Below are 26,516 nucleotides of genomic sequence, written 5' to 3' on the forward strand. Positions count from 1 at the left end.
TGATGTAATATATAGTTTCATCATGCCAAGCGGCAAGTCCCCGTCATTCTACAGGGACTTGCCGCTTTATTTGTTGATCATACATATTGGATTAAATAAGAAACTGAATCATTAAACCCATTCGGATTCATTGAGCCATCCAAGTTAGGACAGATCAGAGAAACTTGCGATGATGCTTCTTGCCATCATAGGTGAACCAGATTGGTTTTTCCTCCACACGGGTTTCCAGATGAACTGTGCGTCCCCACAACTTGTAGAGATAAGGAAGGGTGCGCTCCATATATTTAAGATCCAGCTCGATGCCTTCATATTGATGTTTGAGGACAAGCTCGCCGGTTCGCAAATAGTCTGCGTCTTGAACAACGAGATAAGGAGAGCCGCCGTTCACGCGTGAGAATACAAGTTGATCCCGTATGTTCTCCCAAGACTTGTCGGTAATTTTCCAGTCTGGGCCCTTTTTCTCAAATACATATAAGTCAAGGTCTTCCGTTAATTGTTTGGTCATGTAATTTCGGATAAACGAGGTGTCTGAATCGAATTCGCGAACCTCGAACATTTTGGCACGACCCATACCCGGTTTGCGTCCCAAACGCTCCTGCTCATCTTTCGATGGATGATCCCATCTACGCTCAATATCCTCAAATATTTTCAGTCCCAGATAATATGGATTCAGGCTTTGTTTGGACGGCTGCACGACAGAGGAATTCAGCTTGGCGAATTCAATGGTATCTTCACTACTTAGATCCAATTCGCGTATAATGCGTTGATGCCAGTATGAAGCCCAGCCTTCGTTCATGATCTTGGTTTCCATCTGCGGCCAGAAATAAAGCATTTCTTCGCGCATCATACTCATAATATCCCGCTGCCAATCCGTTAACACTTCGGAAAACTCTTGAATGAACCACATCACATCTTTTTCAGGCTCAGGTGGGAAGTGATGAACTTGAATTCCGTCCGCAGGCGTTTCCTCAACCTGTCTGTCATCCAGAGCCCATAAATCATCATACCGTCCTTCAGGTTTAGGTGCTTTGTCTCCACGCTGCTCCCGTACTTTCATTTCCATGTAACGTTGTTTGTCCAAATGACGGGGCTTGATAAGCTGTGGATCAACATGCTCCTGAATGGCAATGACCGCATCGATGAAGGCCTCCACGGCCTCCGTACCATATTCCATCTCATAGTTGCTGATCCGGTCGGCTGTTGCTGCCATGCTCTCGACCATATTGCGGTTGGACTTGGAGAAGCGGGCATTGTTTTTGAAAAAGTCACAGTGTGCAAGCACGTGTGCCACAATGAGTTTATTTTGGATAAGGGAGTTTCCGTCGAGCAAGAAGGCGTAACAAGGGTTAGAGTTGATCACAAGCTCGTATATTTTGCTGAGTCCAAAATCGTATTGCATCTTCATCTTGTGAAAGGTCTTGCCAAAGCTCCAGTGGCTGAAACGAGTGGGCATACCATAGGCACCAAAGGTGTAGATGATGTCGGACGGGCAAATCTCATAACGCATGGGATAATAATCTAGGCCGAATCCATCGGCAATCTCCATAATTTCGGCAATGGCATATTCAAGGTCGCGGATTTCATCGGTCATCCTACACTGCCTCCTTCGCGTTTCTGAAAAAAGCTGCGCAAAGCTTTGTACACTTCGCTTTTTTCTTTGATCACATAATACATGAACTGATCCATCTTGATATGGCGATAAGCAGACATGAGTGTACTGCTTCGATTATATTGATTCACTTCGCCATAACCGAACATGTTGCTTCGTTTCATCAATTCGCCGATCAGCTTCACACAACGCTCGTTGTCAGAGGTCAGATTATCTCCGTCAGAGAAGTGAAACGGATAGATGTTGTAGCTGGAAGGAGGGTAACGAGAATCAATAATATCCAGTGCCTTCATATATACGGAGGAACAGATGGTGCCGCCGCTCTCGCCGCGGGTGAAGAATTCCTCTTCGGTGACCTCTTTCGCTTCGGTATGATGGGCAAGGAATACAATTTCCACCTTCTCATATTGACGACGCAGGAAGCGAGTCATCCAGAAGAAGAAGCTACGTGCGCAATATTTTTCGAAAGAGCCCATCGACCCTGAAGTATCCATCATGGCAATAATGACAGCGTTGGACTGAGGGATGATTTTGTCTTCCCAAGTTTTATAACGCAGGTCGTCGGGACTGATATGATGAATTCCGGGGTTACCTGTTGTTGCATTTCGGCGTAAGTTCTCTAAAATAGTTCGTTTCTTGTCAATGTTGGACTGCATTCCTTTTTTGCGAATATCGTTGAACACGACCGTATGTGTCTCGATGAGATCTTTGTCCTTCTGCTTCAGATCTGGAAGCTCCAGTTCTGCAAATAACATATCTTCCAATTCCTCTATACTAACTTCCGCTTCCACGATGTCATGACCGGGCTGATCGCCGGCTTTTTCGCCTTTTCCTGGCTTCTGCGACGCAGGGTCACGACCGATGACGTCACCGACCTGACTATCACCATCACCTTGCCCCACATGTTTTTGCTTCTGGTAGTTATACACAAAACGGTACTCATCCAGACTGCGGATTGGTACCTTGATGATTTGTTTTCCATCAGACATGATGATGTTTTCCTCCGTGATCAGATCGGGAAGATTTTGCTTAATGACATCTTTAACCTTTTGCTGATGGCGCTGTTGGTCCTGGTACCCTTTGCGGTGAAGCGACCAATCTTCCCGGGATACGACGAACGAGTAAGGCTGGTGTGAATTTGACATGTAGGCACCCCCCATTGATTACGCGGCACAGTTTGGCCTGTCGGTAATTAAGTATATTCACGGGCGGGGACGATATGTGATGCGAGAGCATATAAAATGATACAATTATGAGGCGAGTATCTTTGAATCATTCGGAATAGTCGCACCAGATGGGATGTTAAGCCTGATTTTAGACTATTTCAATTGGAATATATGTTTTTGTATAATTTCTCTGCGATAATTTACAAAAAACGGGAACAAGTATGATAAACTTCCTTTAGAATAGAAAAGTGCGAGTTCAAAAGTTGCGTTGCCATAAGGTATGTTTTGTCAGCCTTTAACAGACTTTTGGAATAACCTCGAAATGCAATTGATCTGGCATCCCATGTGAGGATGCATGCAAAGGAAGGGTTTTATTTGGAGAAACGGGCGGTTAAAGCTTGGATTATGTATGACTGGGCTAATTCGGCTTATGCAACAACAGTGCTGGCGGCAGTACTTCCTGTCTTCTATGCCTCAGTCGCTGCAGCGACACTAGACGCGGATACGGCTGCGTCTTATTTGGCGTACACTCATTCCATCGGTATGTTATGTGTGGCTTTACTTACACCTTTACTAGGCACAATTTCCGATCTGTCAGGACGTAAAGGGGACTTCCTTCGGGTATTTGCCATCATAGGCATACTCGCTACACTTGGATTCAGCATTGTAGGGGAGGGAGACTGGCTCCTGGCATCGGTACTGCTCATTATTTCTACGATTGGTTTTGCAGGCGGTAATACGTTCTATGATGCGATGTTGCCTGATCTAGTGCCGATTGAACGGCGTGAGATGGTCTCTTCCAAAGGATACGCATATGGTTACATTGGCGGAGGTTTGCTGTTAGCAATTAACTTGTTAATGATACAACAGCCAAGCTGGTTTGGCTTAAGTAGCACATTAGCGGGTACTCGGCTTGCCTTTATCTCTGTAGCGATCTGGTGGTTACTGTTCTCTATTCCGATCTTCCGCTTCGCTACGCGCCGTCCTGCGGCAAGAGATTTACCACAATCGTGGACAGGGTACGCTAGAGTAGGCGTGCGCAGACTGCGTCAAACGTTCAAACAGATGTTACGTTTTCCTCAATTGATACGCATGCTGGTTGCCTTTTGGTTTTTTAACGATGGAATTAATACCATTATCCTGATGGCTACCATATACGGGACAAGCATTGGTATTGGAACTACGGATCTTATGCTTGCGCTGTTAATTACCCAATTCGTTGGTTTCCCTTGTACGTTATTACTGGGGGCTTGGGCACAGCGTTGGGGAGCCAAACGAGTATTGCTGGTAAGCTTGTCGGTGTACATATGTATTGTCATTCTCGGTTATTTCATGACAGAGGCGCTTCATTTCTATATACTTGCCGGGCTTGTTGGTGTCGTGCAGGGTGTCAGTCAATCTACGGCACGTTCCTTGTTCAGTAATCTGATGCCTTCTGGCAGAACAGGGGAGTATTTTGGATTCGTCAATATAACAGGTAAGTTTTCCTCTATTTTTGGGCCGTTTGTATTTGGACTGGTGGGTCAATTAACGGGTTCAAGTCGTTGGGGAATACTGTCTTTGATTTTCTTCTTTGTTGCAGGTATTGCTTTCTTGTTAACGGTCAAAGTACAGGAGGGAATCACGGATGCCAAGCTTGCAGATCAGGAGGATCAGAAGCAGTGGGGCGGACGTGTACCCAAGGTTGGATCAGATATAAATGTATCGGGGTAACAGCGATCGGCTGCAATTCATGTCATAACCCTATAGAGCTTCAGGTCAGTTCATTCATTGAACAGATCCTGAAGTTTTTTTATTTGGCTACAAGTCATAAATGAGAAGAAGGTCGGAATAGGTATGGAGGGGTGATTACAACACAGCAGGAACGAAGATTCGCACGGAAATTATGAAAAATTGAAAATAAAAGATTGACATGATACATTTTGTATCATAGAGTAAAACTATGAATACATAACGTATCAAAAACGTTGTCGAAAGTACATATATTGTCTAGGCATACGAAATCACGTCTGATCCTCAAGTTTTGCTGAGTATACCAACTGCATGCTTATTATATAAACAAAAGGAGAGGATGCCATTGGTAGATATTCAAGGTAACGGTCTTGTATTTTTACTTTGTGTCCCCCGCAGTGGAAGTTCACTCTCCACCGTCATGTTACAAAATCACAGCCGCATATTTGCTACACAAGAAATGTGGTTCTTGATGAGTCTGGTCGATCTGGCTAAAGTAGACCCTCGCCCGTATGGTGGCAATGCCATCATTCGTCAGTTCTATAGTGCGATGGTATCTGAGGATGTATTTGAACAAGCGTGTCGACAGTTCGCCCTAGAAATCTATAATGGTTTCTTACAAGGCAGCGGGGCAGACTTCGTTGTTGATAAATCTCCGCGTTACTATTACATGCTGGAATGGCTTGACCGTCTTTTTCCACAGTCCAAGCGAATTCATCTCCAGCGTAATCCACTTTCCATTGCTGCATCGTTCAAAAAAGTTAATCGTAACTCAGGCAATGGATTCGAACTCATTCAGAGTTTACAAAGTCCCGAATTGAATATGAGAGCAATTGACCTAACCTTAGGTTTGCTCAGGCTAAATGATTACTTTGAGGTGAAGCATCCTCAAGCTTATGAGATAAAGTATGAACAACTCGTCGCAAGTCCTCAGGACGAACTGGAGAAGCTGTGCAGCTTTCTCGGAATCGGCTATGAACAGGGCATGGAGCAATATGGACGGTTTGTGGATACGACGAAATCCAATATGTTCTACAGTATGGGTGTAGGTGATCCGTTCTTGTCATCACATCAGGCAGCACACAAGGATTCTGTTAACAACTGGAAAGAGATACTGGATTGTCAGGAAGTTGAACTGTATTGCCGAACCATTGGAGCAGATCTGTTTCATCGAATGGGATATAGCCAGCAATTAGAGGAAGCAGAGCAATGGACAGGTGTGCGTTATGAAGCGAGTGCAGATCAAGAGGTTGTAGATCGACTCACACTTCAATTCACCAAAGCAACCGGATGTGAGTGGCAATCACATTACCGAATAAAACCTGAAGCTGTAACCGTTGATTCCGAGCATGAAAGATCAGATGCCACGGATACACAAGAAGCGTCAGCAACCGATCCGACCCTAGCTGCATTAGCAACGATAAGGCAACTGGAAGCTGCATTACGTGCTGCGGATCACCGGTTAGAGCGAGGTTATAACGAGCGTGAGAGATTAAAGTTACAATTGGCCTCTACGCAAAGCAAGATACAGCGGATCAAATCCTTGATTCCATTTGGTCATCAGCTTAGTGCCTGGGCATCCCAGCGCAAGATTCTACGGGGAGGAAAGTCATGAGCGCTATTGCGGGGATTGTTCACACCGAGGGTCAAGAAGCACTGTGGGAGGATAGTTGGCGTCTGTATGCCAGCCTGGGTCATATTCCAGCAGATACTACTGGGGTGTGGAAAGGCAATGAAGCATTCCTGAGTTGCCATGCGCAGTGGATTACACCCGAATCTGTTCATGAAAAAATACCTCTATATGACGAGGTCAGCGGCCTCTCTATTACGGCTGACGCGATTCTGGACAATCGGGAGCAATTAGCAGACCAATTGCAGATATCGAGAAGAGAATTAGTCGAATTGCCAGATAGTGAGTTAATTCTAAGAGCTTATCAACGATGGCAGACAGACGTGACAAGCAAACTGCTTGGAGATTTTGCATTTGCCATTTGGGATGATCGCAAGCGTACCTTGTTTGCAGCTAGAGATATTACAGGCATGAGATCGCTATACTACCGCCATGATGGACAGCGCTTTGCTTTCTGTACCCTCATGAATCCCTTGCTATCGTTAGAGGGAGTTTCCAAAGAATTAAGCGAATCCTGGTTATCCGAGTTTCTCGCCATCCCTGCAATGCATGGTGCAGCAGATATCCAATTGACTGCATATCGGGGTGTGAGACAGCTCCCACCGGCGCATACGCTGTTATTTCGAGACGGTAAGATCGAGTTGAATCAGTACCATCGTTGGGATGAGGTTGAACCACTTCGCCTCAAATCAGATGGAGAATATGTAGAAGCATTCCGCGAGGTTTTTGCAGAAGCTGTAAGCACAAGGTTGCGGACTCATCGGCAAGTGGCTGCAGCTTTAAGTGGTGGTCTGGATTCAGGAGCAGTTGTAGGCTTTGCTTCAGGTACACTGCGAAGCCAGGGGAAAACGCTGAATGCCTATAGTTATGTACCGGTGTCTGATTTCAAAGATTATACACCCAAAACGTTGCTTGCGGATGAGCGGCCCTTCATTCGATCTACAGTGAACCATGTAGGGAACATCTCGGAGAATTATCTTGATTTTGAAGGTAGAAGTCCCTTCAGTGAAGTGGACACATGGCTCGACATGATGGAGATGCCTTATAAATTTTTTGAAAACTCGTTCTGGATTCGAGGCTTCTATGAAAAGGCTAGCCAGCAGGATGCGGGTGTTCTACTCACTGGAGCAAGAGGCAACTTCACGATCTCCTGGGGGCCGGCACTAGAATATTATGCAAGTTTGATGCGTAGTGGACGCTGGCTGAGGTTGTTAAAAGAAATGAAGCAGTATAGTTCACGTACAGGGATGAAATTTTCACGGATTGCCCGAATCACAGCACAAAAGGCTTACCCAGAGAGGTTTCAGAATTCTCGTAATGATGCAACTCCAAACGCAACCAATCAATTAATACATCCGGAATTTGCACAAAAGACAGGCGTATTGGATCGCTTGGGTTCGCTGGTTGTACTACAGGGTGGAGCCCAGGCAGACGCTCTGAAAGTACGGGCGGAGAAGTTCAACAATCTGGCAATTGCGAGCAAAAATGGAGCGATGGCAACCAAATGCTCACTCCGTTATCGTGCCTGGGAGCGAGATCCTACGAGTGATGCCCGCGTGATACAGTTTTGCCTTTCTGTACCGATCGAGCAATATGTTAATCAAGGCACAGATCGATCGTTAATCCGCCGGGCAACTTCACCCGAGCTACCGGATAATGTGAGACTGAATCAGCGTGTGCGAGGTGTTCAACCAGCCGATTGGTTACATCGCATGATTCCGGATTGGGGAGCGTTCACAAGTGAAATCCGGGCATTGTGTTCTGATAGCCGAGTAGCTGGCATATTAAACACAGATCGAATTTACACGGCTCTTCAAAACATACCCCAGCCTCGTCCGGAGCTTGCATCACATCCTGACTTGCGCTTAATGATGCATAGCCTCATTGTATACCGGTACATTCGTCAGTTCTGATATCCATGTGGTATTCAGAAGAGATGCATGATCCTACATGCGCTCATGAAAGGGGGTGAATACAATGCAAATCGAAAAAAAGCAATGGCAAGCACCAGCACTGGAAGTTTTGGAAGTAAACCAAACCCTCGCAGGTAAAGGTTACAGACAAATCGACTGGATCACAGAACACGATGCTGATCTGTATGATCCGCCTGTTTCCTAAGTAAGAATCAATAAGCTTTGTCATTATACTTAAAAGGGCGGAAAGGCAATAGCTTTCTTTTCGCCTCCGCCCTTATTAAGCCACGAATATAAGGGCTTTTTTACATTTTAAGAGGTTGTTCAAAAAGTCCACTTTTGATTACGAATGATGCCTTGAGGCATCTCAGCATCGAATATGGGATTCAGCCGAAATAAGTGGACGTTTTGAATATTCACTTTCACAAACTTGCCAAGAGGAGGCGTTTACTGTTGTCTCTGCGTTATGAAGCCTATGGATTACACTGGATAAGCCAGATTCACATGCCGGAGCTCCGGATTGTGCCGAGTGGTCATGAACCGAAGACGAAGACCACAGACGTATACATCCAGTCCACCGATTTAACCCCCCTGTGGGAGTCATGGGATGTGGGGGACAGTAACTTTGTATGCAGAGATGGGAGCCTTTTTTTTCGGGTAGCTGGAACAGGTCTCTTCTTGATGGAGCAAGGTCAGCGTATCCTGGTATCTCCTGAACCGGGAGCCGAAGAGAAAAAAGTTCGTTTATACATTCTGGGTACGTGTATGGCAGTAACGATGATGCAGCGTGGTATCCTTCCCCTTCATGGGAGTGCCGTAGTCATTGATGGATGGGCGTATGCATTTGTTGGTCACTCTGGTGCAGGAAAGTCTACACTATCGGCCGCACTCGCTTCACGCGGTTATCCGCTTATGACCGATGATGTGGTTGCATTGACGTGGGATGCAGGTGGAAGAGCGATTGTATCGCCAGGGTATCCGCAACAGAAGTTATGGCAAGCCAGCTTGGATGGTTTTGGAATGAATGAGCAGAACTACGCCACCATTCATGCCGAGGTAACGAAATATGCGATACCTGTTCAGCATTATTTTCATGATCGGGCTGTTCCGCTTGCGGGAGTATTCGAATTAGATCCGAGGCCAGAGGAAGCTTCAGCAAGCATTCAAATGACAGAAGTCATGGGATTGGAGCGGTTGCATCTATTGTGTACGCATACGTTCCGAAGCACACTTGTATCACGTCAAGGACTCGCACAATGGTTGTTCGAGACCGTGTCTAGGTTGTCGGCAAGTATAGAAGTTCACCGAATTACGAGGTCAGGCTCTGATTTTACGGCGTTTGAGATGGTAGATCGGATCATAGACCATGTACGCAAAGGAGTGTATACAGAACAATGAATATGACCCAACCAATCCATGAGCAGGATCGTTTCGTACAGAAGGAAGGCCATCTCGTCAGTGATATGGGCGGCGAGAAGGTGATGATGAGCATTCAAAGTGGCAGGTATTACAATCTGGGCAGTACAGGGGGACATATCTGGGAATTGATTGCGGAAGAGCGGACATTGACTGAGCTGGTTAATACACTCGCCTCGGAATATGAGATCGATCCTGAGGTTTGTCGTGAACAGGTTGTGCTGTTTCTGGAGCATTTGACCCGTGAGGGATTAATTAACATCACTCGTGGAGAATAGAAGATGTTTCGCAAAATAGTTCACAAAATCAAAGCGTACTTCTCATTAACAAGCACGCTGCGTCTTATGTTGTGGGAAGCTTTCTTCTATCTCGGAGTGGCGCGAATTCTTAAGGCTATGCCTTTTGCCAAAATTGCTCCAGGGCTCGGCATCCCCATGCATGAGACCCCGATGACTGGCTTGAATCGTAGTCAAATCGTCACCTTACGGAATGTGTCCAAAGCAATTATGCTCGCAAGCAAAATTACACCATGGCAAAGTCGCTGTCTCGTTATGGCTATTGCTGCAATGAAAATGCTAGAACGTCGCAACATCAGTAGTACGCTCTATATGGGAACGGCTCGGAATAAAGAAGGACAGATGATGGCTCACGCCTGGCTCAGAAGTGGGAAACTAATCGTGACCGGAGCTGATACGATGGATCAATACACCGTTGTTGGTGTGTTTGGTAAACAATGTTCAGAGAAGGGGTCTGGGGAGATTGTCTATGAATCTTGAATTTGAAGATTATACAACGGGGTTCCCGCAGGAACTCAAGCTGATGTTGTTCATGATCCAAAGTGATCCAACATCTCAGCCATCCGTATTGGAAGCGATGGCGGAGAACATCGATTGGAATCTATTTATGCGCTTGGTATACCATCATAGGCTATACTCGGTCATTTATCTACAGATCAAACATGCTAATATGTCATTTGTTCCAGCAAATGTCGTGGAGAGTCTTAGACAGGAGTACACAGCGAATACATTTCGTATGTTACACCTGACAGCTGAGATGGAGCAGGTATGCAGTACCTTGGATGGACAAGGGATTCGTAATATCACGTTGAAGGGACCGGCTCTGGCTCATGATCTGTATGGTGATATATCTATGCGTACATCGAAGGATCTGGATATCCTTATTCCTTTGGAGGATGTCGAAGCCGCTGAGGAAGTGCTGGAGAAGCTTGGATACGTCACGAAGGAAGGGCGACGCATTACTGCAGTCCAGAGCTGGAAATGGCGAGAACATCATGTCTGTTATATGCATCCAGTCAAACGAACACAGGTGGAGGTTCATTGGCGCCTGAATCCGGATTCAGGCAAAGAGTCCGATTTTGAGGTGTTGTGGAAACGAAGCCGGTTGAGCACGTATACTCAAACCCCTGTACGAATGCTGGAGAAAGAAGATCTATGGGTGTATTTGGTGACACATGGTGCACGCCACGGTTGGTTCCGATTACGTTGGCTCTTGGATATTGATCAGATGATTCGAACAATGCAGATAAACACCGATCTTTTAATGAAACGCTTGAAAGCGGAGGGACGAGTGGCGATTGGAACGCAAGCTCTGCGCTTGGTCTTAGCTTTGCTGAATACACCTCTGAGTTCGAGCTACCATAATCTGTTATCTATGAATTCAAAAACAGGAGAGCGGCTTGCAAGACACGGTGTGCTGTTTATGCATGAGATGGTTGAAAGCCCTGCACACGTGAAGAGTTACCAGTCCTATCTGTTTGCGCTGAGAAGCCGGAGACAGAAAATGTTTTTTTTCATTGAGCGATTGTACCCAAGCACTTGGGATGTGGAACAGTTTCCGCTCCCACGTTATTTGCACTTTTTGTATTTTCCGTTACGTCCGTTCCTCTGGTTCTGGCGTCGAATGAAAAGGAACACGATGGCGGAAAGGGGATAACACAATGCTTTCAGAACTTCGGTTTTATATGCGGAAATTACGCAGTGTAACTGGACCGGTACTCTATTGGAATCTACTTGGGATGATCAGTATCAGCTTGATGGAAGGCATCGGCATTTATATGTTGGTTCCCATGCTGAGCTTAATTGGTGTATTTCAGATGAACTCGGCCGGAATTCAGATCCCGTGGATCTCTGATGCCTTAAGCGGGTTATCTCAGAACAATCAGTTGCTGCTAGTGCTTGGTGCTTTTGTCGTCATTCTCTCGGGTCAGGCGTGGTTGCAACGTCTGCAGACGATTCGAAACACCAAAATTCAGCAGCAGTTTATACGGACATTACGCCTGGAAACCTATCGTTCAATTCTCATGGCGGGGTGGCCCTTTTTTCTCCAAAAAAGAAAATCCGATTTCAACCATATATTAACGACTGAACTGGCTCGGGTTAGCCAAGGAACAAACATTATGCTGCAGATGGCTGCCTCATTGATCTTTACGGGCATTCAGATCGGGCTTGCTTTCTGGCTATCCGCCAAACTAACTACACTTGTACTGGTCTGTGGATTAGTGCTGTTCTTTGTTCTAAGGAAATTTGTCAAACGTGCCAAGCAAATTGGAGATAAGACATCTGAATTCTCGCAACTTTATTACCACGGGCTGACAGAACATTTTAACGGGATAAAAGATATCAAAAGCAACATGCTTGAACATTCCCATATTCATTGGTTTGATGGCATGTGTAGACGAATTGAACGTAACGTTATCCAGTTTAGTAAGCTTAATAGTGGAACTCAGTTAATCCACAAGGTATCTTCTGCCGTCATTATTGCTGCATTCATCTATCTCTCGATGCGTGTGCTGAATGTACCCCCAGCGAGCCTGCTGCTTATTATTCTTATTTTCTCCCGTCTGTGGCCAAGATTCACTTCGATTCAGTCTAATCTGGAGTATATCAGCTCCATGCTACCTGCATTTCGGATTGTTCGTGAGCTACAGCTGGAGACGGAGAAAAGTCGTGAAATACATAATACCCTCACAGGTGCGGCAGTTCAGTCTGACTCTGATCCGTCTAGTCCTGGTCCGCGTTCCATGCGGGTGAAAGCGAAAGCCCAAGCCCAGACCCAGGCTCAAGTGAGCACAAGTGGTATGGTGGAGGATATGCGTCCCATTCAGCCCTTGGAATTACTGCGCTCCATTAGCTGCGAGAATGTGAATTATCGTTACGAGGGAAGTAATACGTATGCTCTTCATGAAGCGAATGTCACAGTCCCGGCAAAAGGCATGACGGCTATTGTAGGTAAGTCCGGTGCAGGAAAAAGTACTCTGATTGATCTTATTATGGGTCTGATTCGTCCGGAGAGTGGTCAGATTCTCATTGATGGTGTGCCTCTGAGCGAAAGCTCATTGCTGGCGTGGCGAAGTTCGATCGGATATGTGCCTCAAGATCCATTTTTGTTTCATACCAGTATTCGTGAAAATCTACGTTTGGTTGATCCGGATGCCAGTGAAGAGCAGATGTGGCAAGCGTTACAGTTCTCGTCTTCGGCCTCCTTTGTACGGAAATTGCCACAAGGGCTGGATACCGTTATCGGTGATCGTGGAATAAGGTTATCCGGCGGGGAACGCCAACGGTTAGTGCTTGCTCGTGTGATGCTACGCAATCCTTCTGTGCTTGTACTAGATGAAGCGACAAGTGCATTAGACAGTGAAAATGAACAGCATATTCATGAAGCGCTTGAACGATTAAGAGGACATGTAACAATTATCGTTATTGCCCATCGTTTATCAACTATTCGTACAGCCGATCGTGTCATTGTCCTGGATGAAGGCCAGGTTATTCAGCAGGGCGGTTACCAGCAACTGTCCACGGATCCTGTAGGTACCTTCAGTAAACTGCTTAACATGCAGGCAGGTGTAGTGGGTCAGTAGGTGTAGAGCAATAGGTGTTGGTGATGTAAGCATTGCTTGATGTTATGAAATGCAAAGAGGCGCAGATATTGCTGCGCCCTCTGATCTGTAACACGTGTCTGCGAACTGCCACATACAATGTCATACCTTTTACCTTTAAACTTTGAAAATGAAGACTAACGTATGAACTTATCCAATGCTATTGGTGGTTGTAGAGAGAGGAAGTTGCAGAGAATCCGTCTGTTCTAGATGTTTTACAATTTCAGCTACAGCTTCGTCCAGAGAGAGCAGTTCCGTATCGATAATGAGCGAAGGTTCTTCGGGAACATCATAAGGTGCTGAGATTCCAGTGAAATGTGGGATATCACCGTTACGTGCTTTTTTGTATAAACCTTTGGGGTCACGCCGTTCACATTCCTCAATCGAGCAACGAACATAGATTTCAATAAAATCACCAGGTTCGAATAACTGCTTGACCATCTGTCGATCCTCAGCGTGAGGAGAAATGAAAGCAGAGAGAACAATCAATCCAGCATCCACCATTAGCTTAGAAACTTCACCAATCCGGCGTAGATTCTCCTGACGATCCGTGGTGGTAAAGCCAAGATCCCGGTTAAGTCCATGACGCACATTATCCCCATCCAGCACATAACAACGTATTCCTGCGTCATACAAATGCTTCTCTAACGCAAATGCAAGGGAGGACTTCCCTGCACCAGACAGACCTGTGAACCACAGTGTACGGCTGCGATGACCATTGCGAATCTCGCGTTCTTGTCGATCTAAGCTGGATTGTTGCCAGGTAATATTACGTTCTTCTCTCGTCACAGATATCCGCCTCTTCCTATGTAGTATATGTATAATATTTTAACATCTTTTCAAGATTATAGCATCAAATTATACCTATCAATCATAGGCTATGTAAGGTATTTATTCGCAATCAAGAACCTATTTCTGCATCATAATATGGTATGGAATGGAGAGATCACAGGGAGCATGTTAAGTTCAATTTTGATCGCGCTGCAGGTCGTGATTTTAATCTGGTTTGGGTACTGGTTTATCATCTCATTGTTTGGATTCGGTAAAGCAAAACCGATGGAAATGCGTGCTCCTAAGAGTCGGTTCTTGCTGCTTGTTCCTGCTCATAATGAGGAGGTTGTAATCGGAGATCTACTAGATAATTTGAAGATGATTGATTATCCAGCGGAGCTGTTCGATATCTGCCTTATTGCCGATAATTGTTCTGATCTAACCGCCGATATTGGTCGGGAAAAGGGAGTCATTGTGCTGGAGCACTATTATATGCCCGGTGAACCTAAAGGCAAGCCATATGCAATGAAATATGCACTAGATATGATCGACCTGGATGATTATGAAGGAATTTGCGTTTTCGATGCAGATAACTTGGTAACTCCGAACTATCTCAAAGAAATGAATAACCATCTCATCGCAGGTCACCGGATCATTCAATGTTATTTGGATACGAAGAATCCCAAGGATAATTTTATCACCATGTCTTACGCAACCAGCTATTATATGATGAATCGCTCCTGGCAGTTAGCCAAATCTCGATTGGGTCTGGGAAATGCAATTGGTGGTACAGGATTCTGCGTTGAACGCCAATTGTTTAACGAGATTGGTTGGACTGCGCGCAGCTTAACGGAAGATCTGGAGTTCACGATGCAGGCATTGTTGAAAGGTGTTAAAACCCATTGGTCTCATTACGCCAAAGTGTATGACGAGAAACCAACGAATTTCTGGTTCAGTTGTGTTCAGCGTTTACGTTGGGCAAGGGGGCACTGGGACGTATGTTTCAAATATGCTTTTCCACTGATCTGGAGAGGTATCACGAAGCGTGATATGTCTGCGATCGATGGTGCGATGTATCTGCTTAACCCTGGGAAAGTAGTTGTCGCTACGGCGATGAGTATGATGTTTTATATCTCTCTGGTGTTTGGAGATCAATTGTATGATCCGTTTGTGCCGATGTGGTTATATGGTGCGATGATTCTATTTAATGTCATATATATCGGTATTGCACTTCGAGATGCATCTCACAAGATCAATCTATTTAAATCCTATGCAAGTCTGCTGTTCATTAGTTACTCCTACATTCCTTTATTTATGTGGGCGTTGGTTACCTTTACGAAGCGTGTATGGATTAGGACAGAGCACACCAAGAGCACAAGTTTACAAGAGGTGGAGAAAGCTCAAGTTAGTGCTTAATTAACGAGAAAGAGTCATCGGAATCTCAGGCTCCGAGGGACTCTTTTTTTGCTATACTATGAGGAGGCTGAATCGGTTCAAAGGCTCGCAGCAACAACAGCTTAGGTGGAGGTTTCTTTGTATGAAAGTTAGCATTACGAGGTGGTATTCACAGCAAAATCAAGAAACCTATATGCAGATCGCTCCAATCAAGCGAGGCCTATTGTTTAATCTGGCACATACATACGAAGCTTCACATGCAGCAGATGCATATGCTTTTGTTATGGAGAATAAGCAATTGCAGAAGCTTCAGAGGTTGTTGACCCGAAAGAGGACGCAAGAGCAGAGGTTTCCTTCTTCCCTACGAGTAAAATGCAATGATGACGTTAAACGCAAATTAGTTATTCGAAAAGTAGAACAAGTTCAGCTTGGAATGCAGTTACAAATGGATGACTGTACACTTGAGACAAATGGAGAAGATCTGGCGGCTATTCTTAGATTCATTACGGAACAATTGGCTATGTTAAGTGGACAAGAGGATGAAGACCGTCGCTGCCAAGAACGTGTGACGTTGTATTCTCCACAAACAGCAACACAGTTTGAGTATGAAATTACAGGCCGCGGATTCCATATCGTCATGATGCAGAAACACTTAATAGAGGATCAGGTGCGAGGGGGAGCCATATATGAGTTTCACCTCGATATTCAAGACCTACTCCGGTTGCAAACTTGGATGGAGCACAGTTCCTTTCATCCGCTGAGTGAATCCGGAATGACTATAAGGTTATCCGATGTGATGGATATTGACCTCAACGTGATGTGTTCTGAAGAGATAATTCAATTTACTATGATTAAAAAAGGGGTTAACCAGTGCCAGTTTTCCTTCCAAACCGGTGAGGAAATTCAGCAATTCGGTGAATACATTCACGAAGCGATATATCGTTACTAAGAACCAAAATACATATATTTGCTGTCCCTGAGGCATATTACCTGTAGGTGTTTGTACTTGGAATATAAACAATACTCAGGAACAGGGGCGAATTGGATGAAGCGATTGGTGCTTTACGTGCTGTTAGCAATAGTAGTAGCAACCGGCACGCTGCCGGCACAGATTGAAGCATCGCCGGTGAACGGAGCATATCATTTCGGATTCAAAAAAAGTCAAAATGGGCAGTTGCCTTCAATCGATCAGGAAGGTTTTAAAGCGATCTTGGAGCAGAATGATGCCATTTTCTTGGGAGATACCAAGCAAAAAGAATTGTATCTCACGTTCGATAATGGATATGAGAATGGGTTTACACCAGCAATACTGGATGTACTTCGGGATAAAAAAGTGCCTGCGGCCTTCTTTGTTACAGGACATTATCTGAAGGATCAGTCTGAGCTCGTGAAGCGAATGGCAGCTGAAGGCCATGTGGTCGGCAATCATTCCTGGAGCCATCCAGACATGACCAGAATCTCGAATGATAAGATCCGAACAGAGCTGGATCAGGTCAAGTCTGAGATCAACCGCTTGACTGGACAACAGGTGAGTTTCTTACGTCCGCCGCGAGGTATTTTCAACGCTCGTACGCTTGCAGAGAGTCGCGCACAGGGTTATGTGAATGTATTCTGGTCTGTGGCGTACAAAGACTGGGATACCAATGTACAACGTGGCGCGGACTATGCACGTCAGCAAGTGCTGAAGCAGTTGCATCCAGGAGCGGTTATTCTGTTACACTCGGTTTCCAAAGATAATACAGAAGCACTCGGTTCCATCATTGATGAAGCGCGCCGGCAAGGATATGTTTTTAAACACTTGAATGATCTCAAAACCAAAAGCTACTAATAAACTGTAGTTAAACAAGAGTTTGAAGCGCGATGTTGAAAGAGGCTATGCTTTGTTTTTGGAGCACTTTGCGGTTGTGAGTTGTACCTTAACATAGCGTTCAGCAAAATAGTATATCGTTTAAATGCCAAAGGGCATCCTTAGTTATAGCTAAGGATGCCCTTTAATCTGTAAATATAAAAGCGATATAGTAGCAGCGTTCATTTCATCTGAGATGTAACCTTCGGATGTTACAATGCAGTATTATAAATAATACCAATCGTTTTGGGACCACAATGACTACAGATCACACATCCTGCGGTAGCTAGCTCAACGCGGGCACTGGTCTGTTCCTGAAGTGATTTTTGCAAGTCAAGCGCATCTTCCTCTGCCATCGTATGCACAACGATAATCAGATCCTTATCGATCTGCTCCTTATTGCTTAGCGTTTTCTGTAGCATTTGTTCCAGAGCCTTTTCACGTTTACCACGAACTTTGTAAGCAGGAGCCATTTTTCCATCCGTTACGCGAATCACTGGACGAATCTTCAGCAGACTGCCAATCAGATTTTGCATGCCAGAGCATCGACCGCCCTTATGTAAATACTCCAGGGTATCAATGACAAATTCAGTTCGTACATTGGGCTTGAGAGCCTCGATCAGATGAGTGATCTCCTGTAGCGTTTGACCATTCTGCGCTGCATGAATTGCTTTCATAACAAGCAGTCCGATTCCGGACGAGAGATTCAAGGAATCCACAACAGAAATTCGGCCTTCCGGGAATTCGGAGCTGGCGAGCAGTGCATTTTGATATGTAGATGAAAGTTCGGAGGATAAGCTGATGTACAGAATATCGTCCCCTTGGTCTATGTATGGCTGAAAGGCTGTCATGAAGTCTGCTGGAGAAGGCGCAGCCGTTTTGGGGAGGCGTCCATCCCTACTTACACGTTCATATAGCTGCTCAGGTTTAATCTCAACACCGTCTTTCAATGATTCCTCGCCAAATACAACATAGAGCGGAATAATTCCAACGTCATACGTTTGGATCCACGATGGGGTCAGATCGCTGGTGCTGTCTGTGAAAATTTTGATTCGTGACATGTTGATCTCCTTTGGATATGATAATTTGAACAAACAGTTTATGTCATTCGTTTGATGTTTGCAACATGTATGATGCTGCTTTATGAGACAAGCAATGTCTGTGTGATTCGATTACGTCAGGAACATCCCCGCTACAATCAATCCGGCAAAGGCCAAAATCAAAATACCATTAAGTATCGTTCCGATGATGGCGAAGATTTTCTTCCGATTTTTGAGCACAAGACCAATGACACCAACGATAAGCCCAGCCAAATTGAGGATGAGACAAACCAGGATGGAGAGTGAAGCAAGCACGACCGCAGGATGAAAAGCGATTTCCTCAACATTCGCAGGGGTGAACGAACCAAGTGAGCTGCTCAGCGCCATCGCAGCGAAGAAGAACGTTAAAATATAAGCAAACAGAGCAACTAGTCCAAGTATAAAGCTAGCAATCCCTGGACCGGATTGTTTCAATCGGATGGTGTTCGGTTCTTCTGGGTATGGTGTGAATGAGTTGTTATCGTATGAATGTGGTTCATTCGTATGGTTATTATTCATATTTTATGATTTCCCTCCTATCCTGCTGATTAGTTAATGCATGTTATTACCCTTATTTAAACGTAGTGATTCTTGAGTTGGTTTCAAAAAGCACACCTTTTTACTTTTCCATAAAAGTCGATAAAAATCAAGATATCTCAGCACTTTCGCTAGTGTTATCGAGTGAATTGTTATATACAACCCAATTAGGCGAGTACGTTCAGTTAGCCAGCTAACTGGCAAACGATAGTGAGATTCGGGTACAATAAAACATAGTGCAAACTATGAACTTAAAGGGGAGAGAAAGGGAAATGCAACGTAAATGGATGATGCTGGGCGCGATACTTACGATGCTGTCTGTGGCGATTGGTGCGTTCGGTGCACATATTGTGAAGGAGCATATTGATGCCAAAGCCCTTGCTACCTATGAAACGGGTGTACAGTACCATATGATCCACGCCGTCGCTTTGCTGATAGTTGGACTTACAGCAGGACAACTAGGGGAGTCGACGAAGCTTAAATGGTCGGCACGTCTTCTGCTAATTGGTATCATTGTGTTCTCTGGTAGCTTATATGTACTCAGTACAACCGGGATCAAAATATTAGGCGCCATTACTCCAATTGGTGGTGTAGCTTTTATTACAGGTTGGCTGCTGTTCGCGTTAGACGTGTGGCAACGAGGTAAGGGACGATCCTAAACTACTTAAGGATGCTCCCACGTTTCCCTTGAAAAACCACTGCTAATATGGAATACTTCATTAACTGATGCGCTTACACAATGTTTAAAAAAAAGCAGCCTGCATGGAAATGTTATGGGATTTCCATGCAGGCTGCTTTTGATTATACTTTGTTGTTTTTACAAAAACTCATCAATTTCATTGGTTCTGAATGAATAAACCTGCTTCTCATCAACATGGTAAATGCTTACTATGTTATTATCCCGATCAAAATTTAAAATGCGGCAAGGGATACTTTGATGTTTACCATTCTTGTTGTTTACAACAATGCGTGTCAGGCGATTTTCCTTGATCAGTGTGTCGATCCATTCATCAAACGAGTTTCCGCTCTGAGAAGGCTCGGATGATTCCTTCTTAGGAGTGACATCTTTAGGTTGCTCTTTTTTGACTGGAGCAGAAGAAGCATTCGTTGAAGCGCTTTTCTGTACCGTACTGTCCTGAGCTTTTTTTCGTCCATTGTGTAGAGTCGTAATGGATTCTTTTCTAGATTGAATTGTCGCTTCAATAATCTTGCCAAGCTCTATACCGGATTGAATCCGGAAGTCCGCAATCTGTTCCTCTTTGTTCATGAGCTCCAACAGGGACTGCAGTGCCAGTGCATTTGAGCGGTTCTTAATCAGAATATCGACGTTGAATAGATAGCCGATTTCTTCTTCGTTGGATATGGTTTCTTTCATTCATCCCAGCCCCGTTAAAATATATGTGAATACCGTAATACGTCTAACCTACTATATCATTAATGTGGCAATAATCATAGTGTCAAGGCGGAGAAAATGCTATGGAAGAATCGGTCAGAATCATGGTGATTGAAGGGGCAATTATTTTTACTTTTTAGCCATGTTATTTGTATATAAAGTTTGTAATGACTGGTGATTCAGTAGAGTTATAGATGTGTATAGTAATCAAATTCGAAAGATACGTTTTGAAGACTATGAAAGAACATTTAGAAATTGATGGAGATGAACAGATGAGTTATTACGAATTAGCGGCGAATAGAATTAGAAATATTGACCCTAACCTATATATTGGAATCTCGCAGAAAAGATACGAAGAAGTAAGAACTAAAGGGGAGTATGCTGCAGATGCCACATTGATTGCTGAATACTACCGTAGGGTGGGCGTTTTTTTGCAGCATCTCTCCAAAGAATCCACTAGCATTTATGTGGGAATGGATTGGTTAATTGGTTATCGAATTCCTGATGATGCATGGGACAACTTCGTAGTCGATTTTCCTAATTTTAAAGATATTGATCTTATGATTATAAAGCTATTAAGTATGCATTATCTGCGATGGTGCTCTCTGCTTGATGACAAAAATAGTTTTGCATTACAGTACCCAGACATCTATGAACCGATCATAACATTATTTGAAAGAGGTGGTGGACGAATTAGTACCCATCATCATGAACTGGTTGGAGGATTTGGAGGTTTCCCTAAGACCATCTATGCTACGAGAGGGGACATGAATCCTTTTGACATTAGTGAGGCGGCACTTGAAATGATCATTGAAGAGGTAAAGTTCGCGGAAGCATATCTTCAGGTGTATAAAAATGGGGATCTAACTGAACGGAACTGTATTCGTTGCGGCAATCGTCTATTGATCCATTCACACATCACGGAATATGGTTATCCATGGTATAAAATTAAATGTGAGTCTGAGAACTGTTTTGATAGAAATTTCTCATGATTAATTGATAAAAAGATTAAAAGCTTTTGCTAATTTGAAAGTAAATTGATCTTATTCCTTGTATAAGGAGGGGATTATTATGAAGAAGCATTGGGGAAAGTATCTCATTCTTCTTGCAATTATAGTACCTATAGGAGTTGTTACTATATTTTCGCTCCCTCAAGATCGAAAATATATTACCGTAGCCATATTTCCTCCACTATTCTGTGTCTTGTATTATTCGTGGATTGCTTTAGATAAGAGGAGGAATAGGTGAAATAAAGCGGGATTTTCTCTCACTTCAGTAGCGTTCAAAAGAAAAACCAAATGAATAAAAGTTAACTTCAATCTTGGTTACATAAATAGTAAGATTTACAGTATCTATTTTCTTACCACTCTCAATGTAAGCTTTTAAGTCTTTTTGGAAGTTTTGGCTCTCCATGATGGTGTGCTTAAATAACGGTCCTTCAATGTTAATTATAACCTTATAGTGCTCAATAGCGTAATTTGTTATTTTATCTTGTTTTTTAAGCCATTTTCTCAATACAGGCAAGTGTCCACACGACTCTTCAGGGCGAGGCATACAATTATCTTGACCTGCGGAAGAGGAGGTGGATCGGGAGATTATGGTGACGATGGAGCCGATTGTGGTTGGAGAACATGTGTTGGTGGGAGTGGAAGTGGAAGTGGAAGTGAAGCTACCCAAAACAACGCTGCTTACGATTAATACATCCAAGGGGTATATCATGTGTGGAGCAACTACCGTATCTCATTTTGGAATAGAGTCGCAAAGTGCTGGTACACGTCATGGACCCATATGGGACAAGCTCTCATTAGTTTTCAAAAGTGTTTGAAAGGACTTGGGAAACGCTAAAAAATATCATTTGTGACTCGATTTTGTGACGCTTTTTGTGACGTTTGATAAATGGGGCAGGCTGTTGACTGGTATGGATTTGTAATGTGAATAAATCTTTTTTTGTGACGACAATCATATGTTTTTTCTGATTGTCACTAATTAACTCAAAATGAAGGTCTAAAATTGACACAACTAAGATTACCGCAATTTTTGGCAGTGCTGTAGTTCTTGGAATATTGCTTTATCCAATTCAGAATTTAGATGCTCTCAAGGCATTTGGGATGAGTTGAATGGATTTTTGATCGTATGGAATGGTTTAGTGAATATACAAACTTACTTCCAAAACGGAAACAGTGTGTCCACATTGTAAACTTAAATTGGAGGAGTTGAGGTTTCGAGGTTCTTGAACTTACATTTGATATGAAGTTCAATATACACATCCAGATTGCAAATTCAGAGCTCCGTTACGATTCGACTTTGCCGTATAAAATGATAGAAATAAACTAAAATGTCTAAACGAATATGATGGTAAGCAGCATCATGAACCAATCGAATACTTCGGTGGAGAAAAAGCTTTCAACTCTAACAGAAAAAGGACAAAATAAAAGACGATTACTGCAAAGCTAACAGCATCCCACTAATACGTATCCTTTACTTGGAGTTCAAGAACATCGACTCAATAATCACCGAGCAATTAACTGAATTGGGTGTTCTCTCCACTGCTTTGGCTTAGAAAAGTTCCTCTTTGCAAGAACCTAAATTAAACAAGAACCGGAACAATTAAGTCCGGTTCTAAAAAATGTGATATGGTCTACTCACCCAATTCTTTTAGATGCAGTTTATAAATAGGCCATTCTTTTAGTATTGTTTGTTCTTCTGATGTTAATGCATCAATAGACATACTAACTTCATCCTTATCTTTAAGAAGAATACTCACACAAGCGCAAAGGGTATGTTTGCCATTAACAATCGCATCCCTTCTCATGCCCATCAATAGTCTTCGTTCTTCTTTGGTCAATTCTTCTCCTTTCCAAGCTTTTATTTGCAATTTATTCACAATCATGGATTCCATTTTTTCAACGTCTGTGCCATTCGATTTATCATAGATATAGTTTGCCAATTCTAACAATTCAACTTTTCCAGAAATCGAATAGGCATTAATACACTTAATACAGAAATCATCGGTATAAATGTGAACTGTTTCATTAACAAAAGGATCAAACAGATCAAATGAGTTTTGGACTTCTTCTATATTTAGGTTAATAGCCGTAGCCAGAACAGATTCTTCCAATTTAACAAATGGACTATGTTTGTATCGCTCTCCATTCGTACACCGTATCTCAACATCCAAAGAAGTTACAATTGAGCTAAAGGCGTTGTGTAACTCTCCATTCATCTTTAAAAACACTAGCTTATATTTGTCCAGATCAATAGTGAAGAATCCGAAATTAAAGTTTTTAACGAGACTATAGTCTTTATGAAGAACCAAGTTAACTAAATGATGAAGTTGCCACAAGAGATTTTCATCATATCTCAACTTCAAATTGGGATTAATATTTAAAAAACTAAATGTAGACTGTAAATCATCTAAGAAATCTTGATGTCTTTCCCATTCCTCAATTACTTCAGTAAAAACAGGTAATTCAAAAGATTGACCTAAAAATTGAATCTCTAAACCAGAGAATAGATCAAATAGAAATGGTTGTAGTTTCAATTGTGCTGAAATCGTACGAACTTCCAAATGTCCGTACGTGAATTTCCCTTTATTTATATCAATATTTATTTCAAATGTATCTTCCAGTGTTAAAGTCAAGTTGGAATCTTGAATCTGTATTTTAGTGAATAATTGATACTCCTTGTCTCCTACTTCATATTTTACATTTCGATCAAATGCAATTTCCTCTAATGTGGCAAGTGATAGAGGAATGTGTACATTGTTTTTTATCCCATATAAAGCAAATTGCTCTTTGAACAAATCTTCCTGATTGATGATTCCAAGTGAACTTATCTCATAAGAATTAAAATCAGAAACAGTGTAAGGCTTATGTTGTATTATTGCTAATGGCTGCTGTTGTTGCATTCTTAGAAAATTCAGACATAGATCGTAGAGTTTGGTCTCATCAAGAGGACGCAATCGAATAGTTCTAGACTTTTGCCCACTAAAATCCTTCAAAATGCCACTGATCTCCAGTGGTAAAAGAGGTTTATAGAATAATCTTACCTCCCCATTTTCGTTCACCTCTCCTACAAAAAGAAGGACTCCACCAGTTTTAAAGAAGTTAGCGATATCGGCCATCTCGAAGATATATGTAATGTTACTGTTACTAAACTGCTGTACACCTGTTGACTTCACTTGAACTGGTACTTTTCCAACAAAATTCACTTTTTTTTCACTATTATCAGAAAAAACGTCGATATGTCCGTCAAATGAAACATCCTTATCACCAACTGGTATATTAGGAATTAGATGTGAACTGGGACTAACAGCTAATGTGCTGATTTTATAAACCGTAAGCCTCTCTTTCATTGTGTTAGTGTGCATGAGACCAACCCCCTCTACTAATAGTTACATTATACCATGATTTGGAGTTACTACTTGTTGCTGAATAGGTCTGTTTCGTCTATTTCTTTTAACCATGAAAGCATACTCTCACTAACCTTAGTCTGTGAGGAGAAAAAACTATGATGTTTTATCGAAGACTGTAGGTAGATTCAAGGTAACAATAAACTAATAGAGGATATACTTTAGACAGCTAATAATAGCTGCTCTTTACTTTGCCCAACAAACTTTTATGAACTGAAATATTTAATATCAGCATCTAAGCATAGACATGGAATCGTATCAATTGTCACAAATATTCTTTTAAAAATTTAATAACTGCGAATACAGCCAATTAGCTTATTAGGATTCTTTACCTTACTTAGATTCAGGTGTTTCAACTGGTTCAAATAATTCATCGATCTTTAAGTTTAATGCGTTTGCTACAGCAAATAGGTTCTTGATGTTATGTTGTTCGGACTTATCGAATCTAGAAATGTATGGTTGTGGTACTCCCGCAGCAACAGCCAATTCTGATTGGGTAATTCTTTTTTCTTCACGAATTTTATTAAGTTTGCCTTTATATGTGTTCACGTAACTACCTCCTACTGTGTTTAGATTTATATTATACAGTATTCAATAAATATTGAAAATGTAATTGATAATACAATATTCAGTATTTTATATTTAAGATGATCAAGGGAAACACACAAAAAGAAGACACTGACAATCATTCCATCCATCTCACCAGAAAAGGAGCTATCTATCATGACAACCGAGTATATCAGACCAACTTGGACAATTGAAGAGGTTATCGTTGATTGCAACGTAAGCAAAAAGGCTATTGTTCTCATCGACAATTTTAAGTCTATCTTGGTTACTGAAGAGCTGCGCTATGAATTCATGATGCGAGTTCCGTTTGATCCAAATGGTCATCAAGTATTCAATCTTCTGCACGAAATGAGAAAAGAGCAGCTGCGTCTTAATCCAATGTCAGATGAATCGTTTCTTAATATGTACTACCTAAATCCAATTCAAGCATTACGGCAATATTTCAAACATAGCATTGTTCCTGCTCATGAAGAGCGTATTAAGCAATGGAACATCGATTTAGAAGAGTTGGTCAAACTAAAACAAACGGATTACTCAATTCATCTTAATAGGGCGTTGACAGCGTTGTATAAATAGATTCAATTTTGTCAGTAACAGTTTACTCGAACGGTTAACGTTGTGACTTAAAAATCTCTTATAAATTGCAACAAGATTATACATATGAATTTCAGTGAAATGACGATTTGATTCACATTTATAAGGTAGTACTTTAGTTTTGAAGTAAGCACAGTTTGTGAAGAAAAGGGGATAAACATATGAAACCAATACAATTTATCAAGAACCTAATTAAAGAGTATCGTTACAAGCGTTATGAAGAAGAGTATTACAACTTATCAGAGCAAGAGCAGTCTTACTGGTCACTTGATATGTATCAGATGCAACGTGAAGCACTTGACACATTCTTCAAGACACCCTCACCATGCGCTATGTTTACAATGGCGTTAATGGATCACACAAGACAAACACAGCCGCAATGGACAGTGATGATGAAAGTGATGGATGCTAAGAAGAGAAAATTAGGGAGGTTTAAGCCGCAATCATTTGTACTTGAAACGATGTATTCGGAAATGTTTGATGAAATCATGGCTCCATCGGTGTAGGAAAGAGGAAAATAAAATGATATCTGACGGATCATTATTCGATGAGATCATGAG

25 protein-coding genes and 1 pseudogene are annotated in these 26,516 nt (G+C 42.6%); 17 read left to right on the forward strand and 9 right to left on the reverse strand.

The features are described 5' to 3' along the window. Positions 1-154: 154 nt before the first annotated feature. Together M3636_RS13405 and yhbH are read right to left on the reverse strand one after the other, a co-directional pair. Entirely contained in the window at positions 155-1,591 is a 1,437-nt protein-coding gene (locus tag M3636_RS13405) for a SpoVR family protein (RefSeq protein ID WP_145409586.1), read from the reverse strand. Further along, positions 1,588-2,754 carry a sporulation protein YhbH gene (yhbH, locus tag M3636_RS13410; protein ID WP_128101118.1) on the reverse strand — a complete coding sequence of 389 codons (1,167 nt, stop codon included), beginning with the start codon at positions 2,752-2,754 and terminating at the stop codon, positions 1,588-1,590. The genes M3636_RS13405 and yhbH overlap by 4 nt, the downstream gene beginning before the upstream one ends. 396 nt (positions 2,755-3,150) lie before the next feature. Between yhbH and M3636_RS13415 the strand changes: the two genes are divergently transcribed. The 9 genes from M3636_RS13415 to M3636_RS13455 all read left to right on the forward strand — a co-directional run bounded on the left by M3636_RS13415 (position 3,151) and on the right by M3636_RS13455 (position 13,345). Further along, positions 3,151-4,488 carry an MFS transporter gene (locus tag M3636_RS13415; RefSeq protein WP_251382853.1) on the forward strand — a complete coding sequence of 446 codons (1,338 nt, stop codon included), beginning with the start codon at positions 3,151-3,153 and terminating at the stop codon, positions 4,486-4,488. 358 nt (positions 4,489-4,846) lie between these two features. After that, positions 4,847-6,121 (forward strand): sulfotransferase family protein, encoded by a 1,275-nt coding sequence (locus M3636_RS13420; protein ID WP_483311519.1) that lies wholly within the window; start codon positions 4,847-4,849, stop codon positions 6,119-6,121. Next, entirely contained in the window at positions 6,118-8,049 is a 1,932-nt protein-coding gene (locus tag M3636_RS13425) for an asparagine synthase-related protein (protein ID WP_251382855.1), read from the forward strand. The genes M3636_RS13420 and M3636_RS13425 overlap by 4 nt, the downstream gene beginning before the upstream one ends. 64 nt (positions 8,050-8,113) lie before the next feature. Further along, complete coding sequence (locus M3636_RS13430) at positions 8,114-8,254, forward strand: paeninodin family lasso peptide (RefSeq protein ID WP_174715277.1); 141 nt, start codon at positions 8,114-8,116, stop codon at positions 8,252-8,254. A gap of 248 nt (positions 8,255-8,502) precedes the next feature. Continuing rightward, the gene (locus tag M3636_RS13435; protein ID WP_251382856.1) at positions 8,503-9,447 is read left to right on the forward strand and encodes a phosphoenolpyruvate carboxykinase (ATP); all 945 of its coding nucleotides are present in this window, start codon (positions 8,503-8,505) and stop codon (positions 9,445-9,447) included. Then, complete coding sequence (locus tag M3636_RS13440) at positions 9,444-9,743, forward strand: lasso peptide biosynthesis PqqD family chaperone (RefSeq protein ID WP_128101124.1); 300 nt, start codon at positions 9,444-9,446, stop codon at positions 9,741-9,743. Before M3636_RS13435 ends, M3636_RS13440 begins: the two co-directional genes overlap by 4 nt. 3 nt (positions 9,744-9,746) lie before the next feature. After that, positions 9,747-10,241, forward strand: coding sequence for a lasso peptide biosynthesis B2 protein (locus tag M3636_RS13445; protein ID WP_128101125.1), 495 nt, complete (start codon positions 9,747-9,749; stop codon positions 10,239-10,241). After that, a complete protein-coding gene (locus tag M3636_RS13450; protein ID WP_251382857.1) occupies positions 10,231-11,418 on the forward strand; it encodes a nucleotidyltransferase domain-containing protein in 1,188 nt (395 codons plus the stop codon). The genes M3636_RS13445 and M3636_RS13450 overlap by 11 nt, the downstream gene beginning before the upstream one ends. Positions 11,419-11,422: 4 nt before the next feature. Next, complete coding sequence (locus tag M3636_RS13455; protein ID WP_251382858.1) at positions 11,423-13,345, forward strand: ABC transporter ATP-binding protein; 1,923 nt, start codon at positions 11,423-11,425, stop codon at positions 13,343-13,345. Positions 13,346-13,513: 168 nt separating this feature from the next. Here M3636_RS13455 and cysC read toward each other — a convergent pair whose 3' ends face one another. Continuing rightward, positions 13,514-14,152 (reverse strand): adenylyl-sulfate kinase, encoded by a 639-nt coding sequence (cysC, locus tag M3636_RS13460; RefSeq protein WP_128101128.1) that lies wholly within the window; start codon positions 14,150-14,152, stop codon positions 13,514-13,516. 168 nt (positions 14,153-14,320) lie between these two features. Between cysC and M3636_RS13465 the strand changes: the two genes are divergently transcribed. The 3 genes from M3636_RS13465 to pdaA all read left to right on the forward strand — a co-directional run bounded on the left by M3636_RS13465 (position 14,321) and on the right by pdaA (position 17,357). After that, entirely contained in the window at positions 14,321-15,550 is a 1,230-nt protein-coding gene (locus tag M3636_RS13465) for a glycosyltransferase family 2 protein (protein WP_251382859.1), read from the forward strand. Positions 15,551-15,671: 121 nt separating this feature from the next. Continuing rightward, entirely contained in the window at positions 15,672-16,478 is an 807-nt protein-coding gene (locus tag M3636_RS13470) for a hypothetical protein (RefSeq protein ID WP_251382860.1), read from the forward strand. A 96-nt stretch (positions 16,479-16,574) separates the two neighbouring features. Then, on the forward strand, positions 16,575-17,357 hold the full coding sequence (gene pdaA, locus M3636_RS13475; protein ID WP_251383075.1) for a delta-lactam-biosynthetic de-N-acetylase: 783 nt from the start codon (positions 16,575-16,577) through the stop codon (positions 17,355-17,357). A gap of 230 nt (positions 17,358-17,587) precedes the next feature. Here pdaA and M3636_RS13480 read toward each other — a convergent pair whose 3' ends face one another. Both M3636_RS13480 and M3636_RS13485 read right to left on the reverse strand, forming a co-directional pair. Continuing rightward, the gene (locus tag M3636_RS13480; protein ID WP_251382861.1) at positions 17,588-18,436 is read right to left on the reverse strand and encodes a DegV family protein; all 849 of its coding nucleotides are present in this window, start codon (positions 18,434-18,436) and stop codon (positions 17,588-17,590) included. A gap of 111 nt (positions 18,437-18,547) precedes the next feature. Further along, on the reverse strand, positions 18,548-18,973 hold the full coding sequence (locus M3636_RS13485; RefSeq protein ID WP_145409600.1) for a hypothetical protein: 426 nt from the start codon (positions 18,971-18,973) through the stop codon (positions 18,548-18,550). Between the two features lie 290 nt (positions 18,974-19,263). On the opposite strand from M3636_RS13485, the gene M3636_RS13490 reads away from it, so the two are divergent. Beyond that, on the forward strand, positions 19,264-19,650 hold the full coding sequence (locus tag M3636_RS13490) for a DUF423 domain-containing protein (protein WP_239292188.1): 387 nt from the start codon (positions 19,264-19,266) through the stop codon (positions 19,648-19,650). A gap of 158 nt (positions 19,651-19,808) precedes the next feature. Here M3636_RS13490 and M3636_RS13495 read toward each other — a convergent pair whose 3' ends face one another. Further along, positions 19,809-20,366, reverse strand: a complete 558-nt coding sequence (locus M3636_RS13495; RefSeq protein WP_251382862.1) for a hypothetical protein — start codon at positions 20,364-20,366, stop codon at positions 19,809-19,811. Between the two features lie 290 nt (positions 20,367-20,656). On the opposite strand from M3636_RS13495, the gene M3636_RS13500 reads away from it, so the two are divergent. After that, positions 20,657-21,376, forward strand: coding sequence for a hypothetical protein (locus M3636_RS13500; protein ID WP_251382863.1), 720 nt, complete (start codon positions 20,657-20,659; stop codon positions 21,374-21,376). A 280-nt stretch (positions 21,377-21,656) separates the two neighbouring features. Here M3636_RS13500 and M3636_RS13505 read toward each other — a convergent pair whose 3' ends face one another. Continuing rightward, positions 21,657-21,938, reverse strand: coding sequence for a hypothetical protein (locus M3636_RS13505; protein WP_251382864.1), 282 nt, complete (start codon positions 21,936-21,938; stop codon positions 21,657-21,659). A 43-nt stretch (positions 21,939-21,981) separates the two neighbouring features. Between M3636_RS13505 and M3636_RS29765 the strand changes: the two are divergent. Continuing rightward, positions 21,982-22,122, forward strand: a pseudogene (locus tag M3636_RS29765) (YunC family protein); the annotation flags it as partial. Between the two features lie 900 nt (positions 22,123-23,022). Here M3636_RS29765 and M3636_RS13515 read toward each other — a convergent pair. Continuing rightward, a complete protein-coding gene (locus M3636_RS13515) occupies positions 23,023-24,753 on the reverse strand; it encodes a hypothetical protein (protein WP_251382866.1) in 1,731 nt (576 codons plus the stop codon). A 375-nt stretch (positions 24,754-25,128) separates the two neighbouring features. Then, a complete protein-coding gene (locus tag M3636_RS13520; RefSeq protein WP_251382867.1) occupies positions 25,129-25,344 on the reverse strand; it encodes a helix-turn-helix domain-containing protein in 216 nt (71 codons plus the stop codon). A 174-nt stretch (positions 25,345-25,518) separates the two neighbouring features. Between M3636_RS13520 and M3636_RS13525 the strand changes: the two genes are divergently transcribed. Beyond that, positions 25,519-25,938: a hypothetical protein gene (locus tag M3636_RS13525; RefSeq protein ID WP_251382868.1), complete on the forward strand. Its 420-nt coding sequence runs from the start codon at positions 25,519-25,521 to the stop codon at positions 25,936-25,938. A 179-nt stretch (positions 25,939-26,117) separates the two neighbouring features. After that, the gene (locus tag M3636_RS13530) at positions 26,118-26,462 is read left to right on the forward strand and encodes a hypothetical protein (protein ID WP_251382869.1); all 345 of its coding nucleotides are present in this window, start codon (positions 26,118-26,120) and stop codon (positions 26,460-26,462) included. Positions 26,463-26,516: the final 54 nt, after the last annotated feature.

The organism is Paenibacillus sp. MER 99-2, from assembly GCF_023714095.1.
GTDB lineage: Bacteria > Bacillota > Bacilli > Paenibacillales > Paenibacillaceae > Paenibacillus.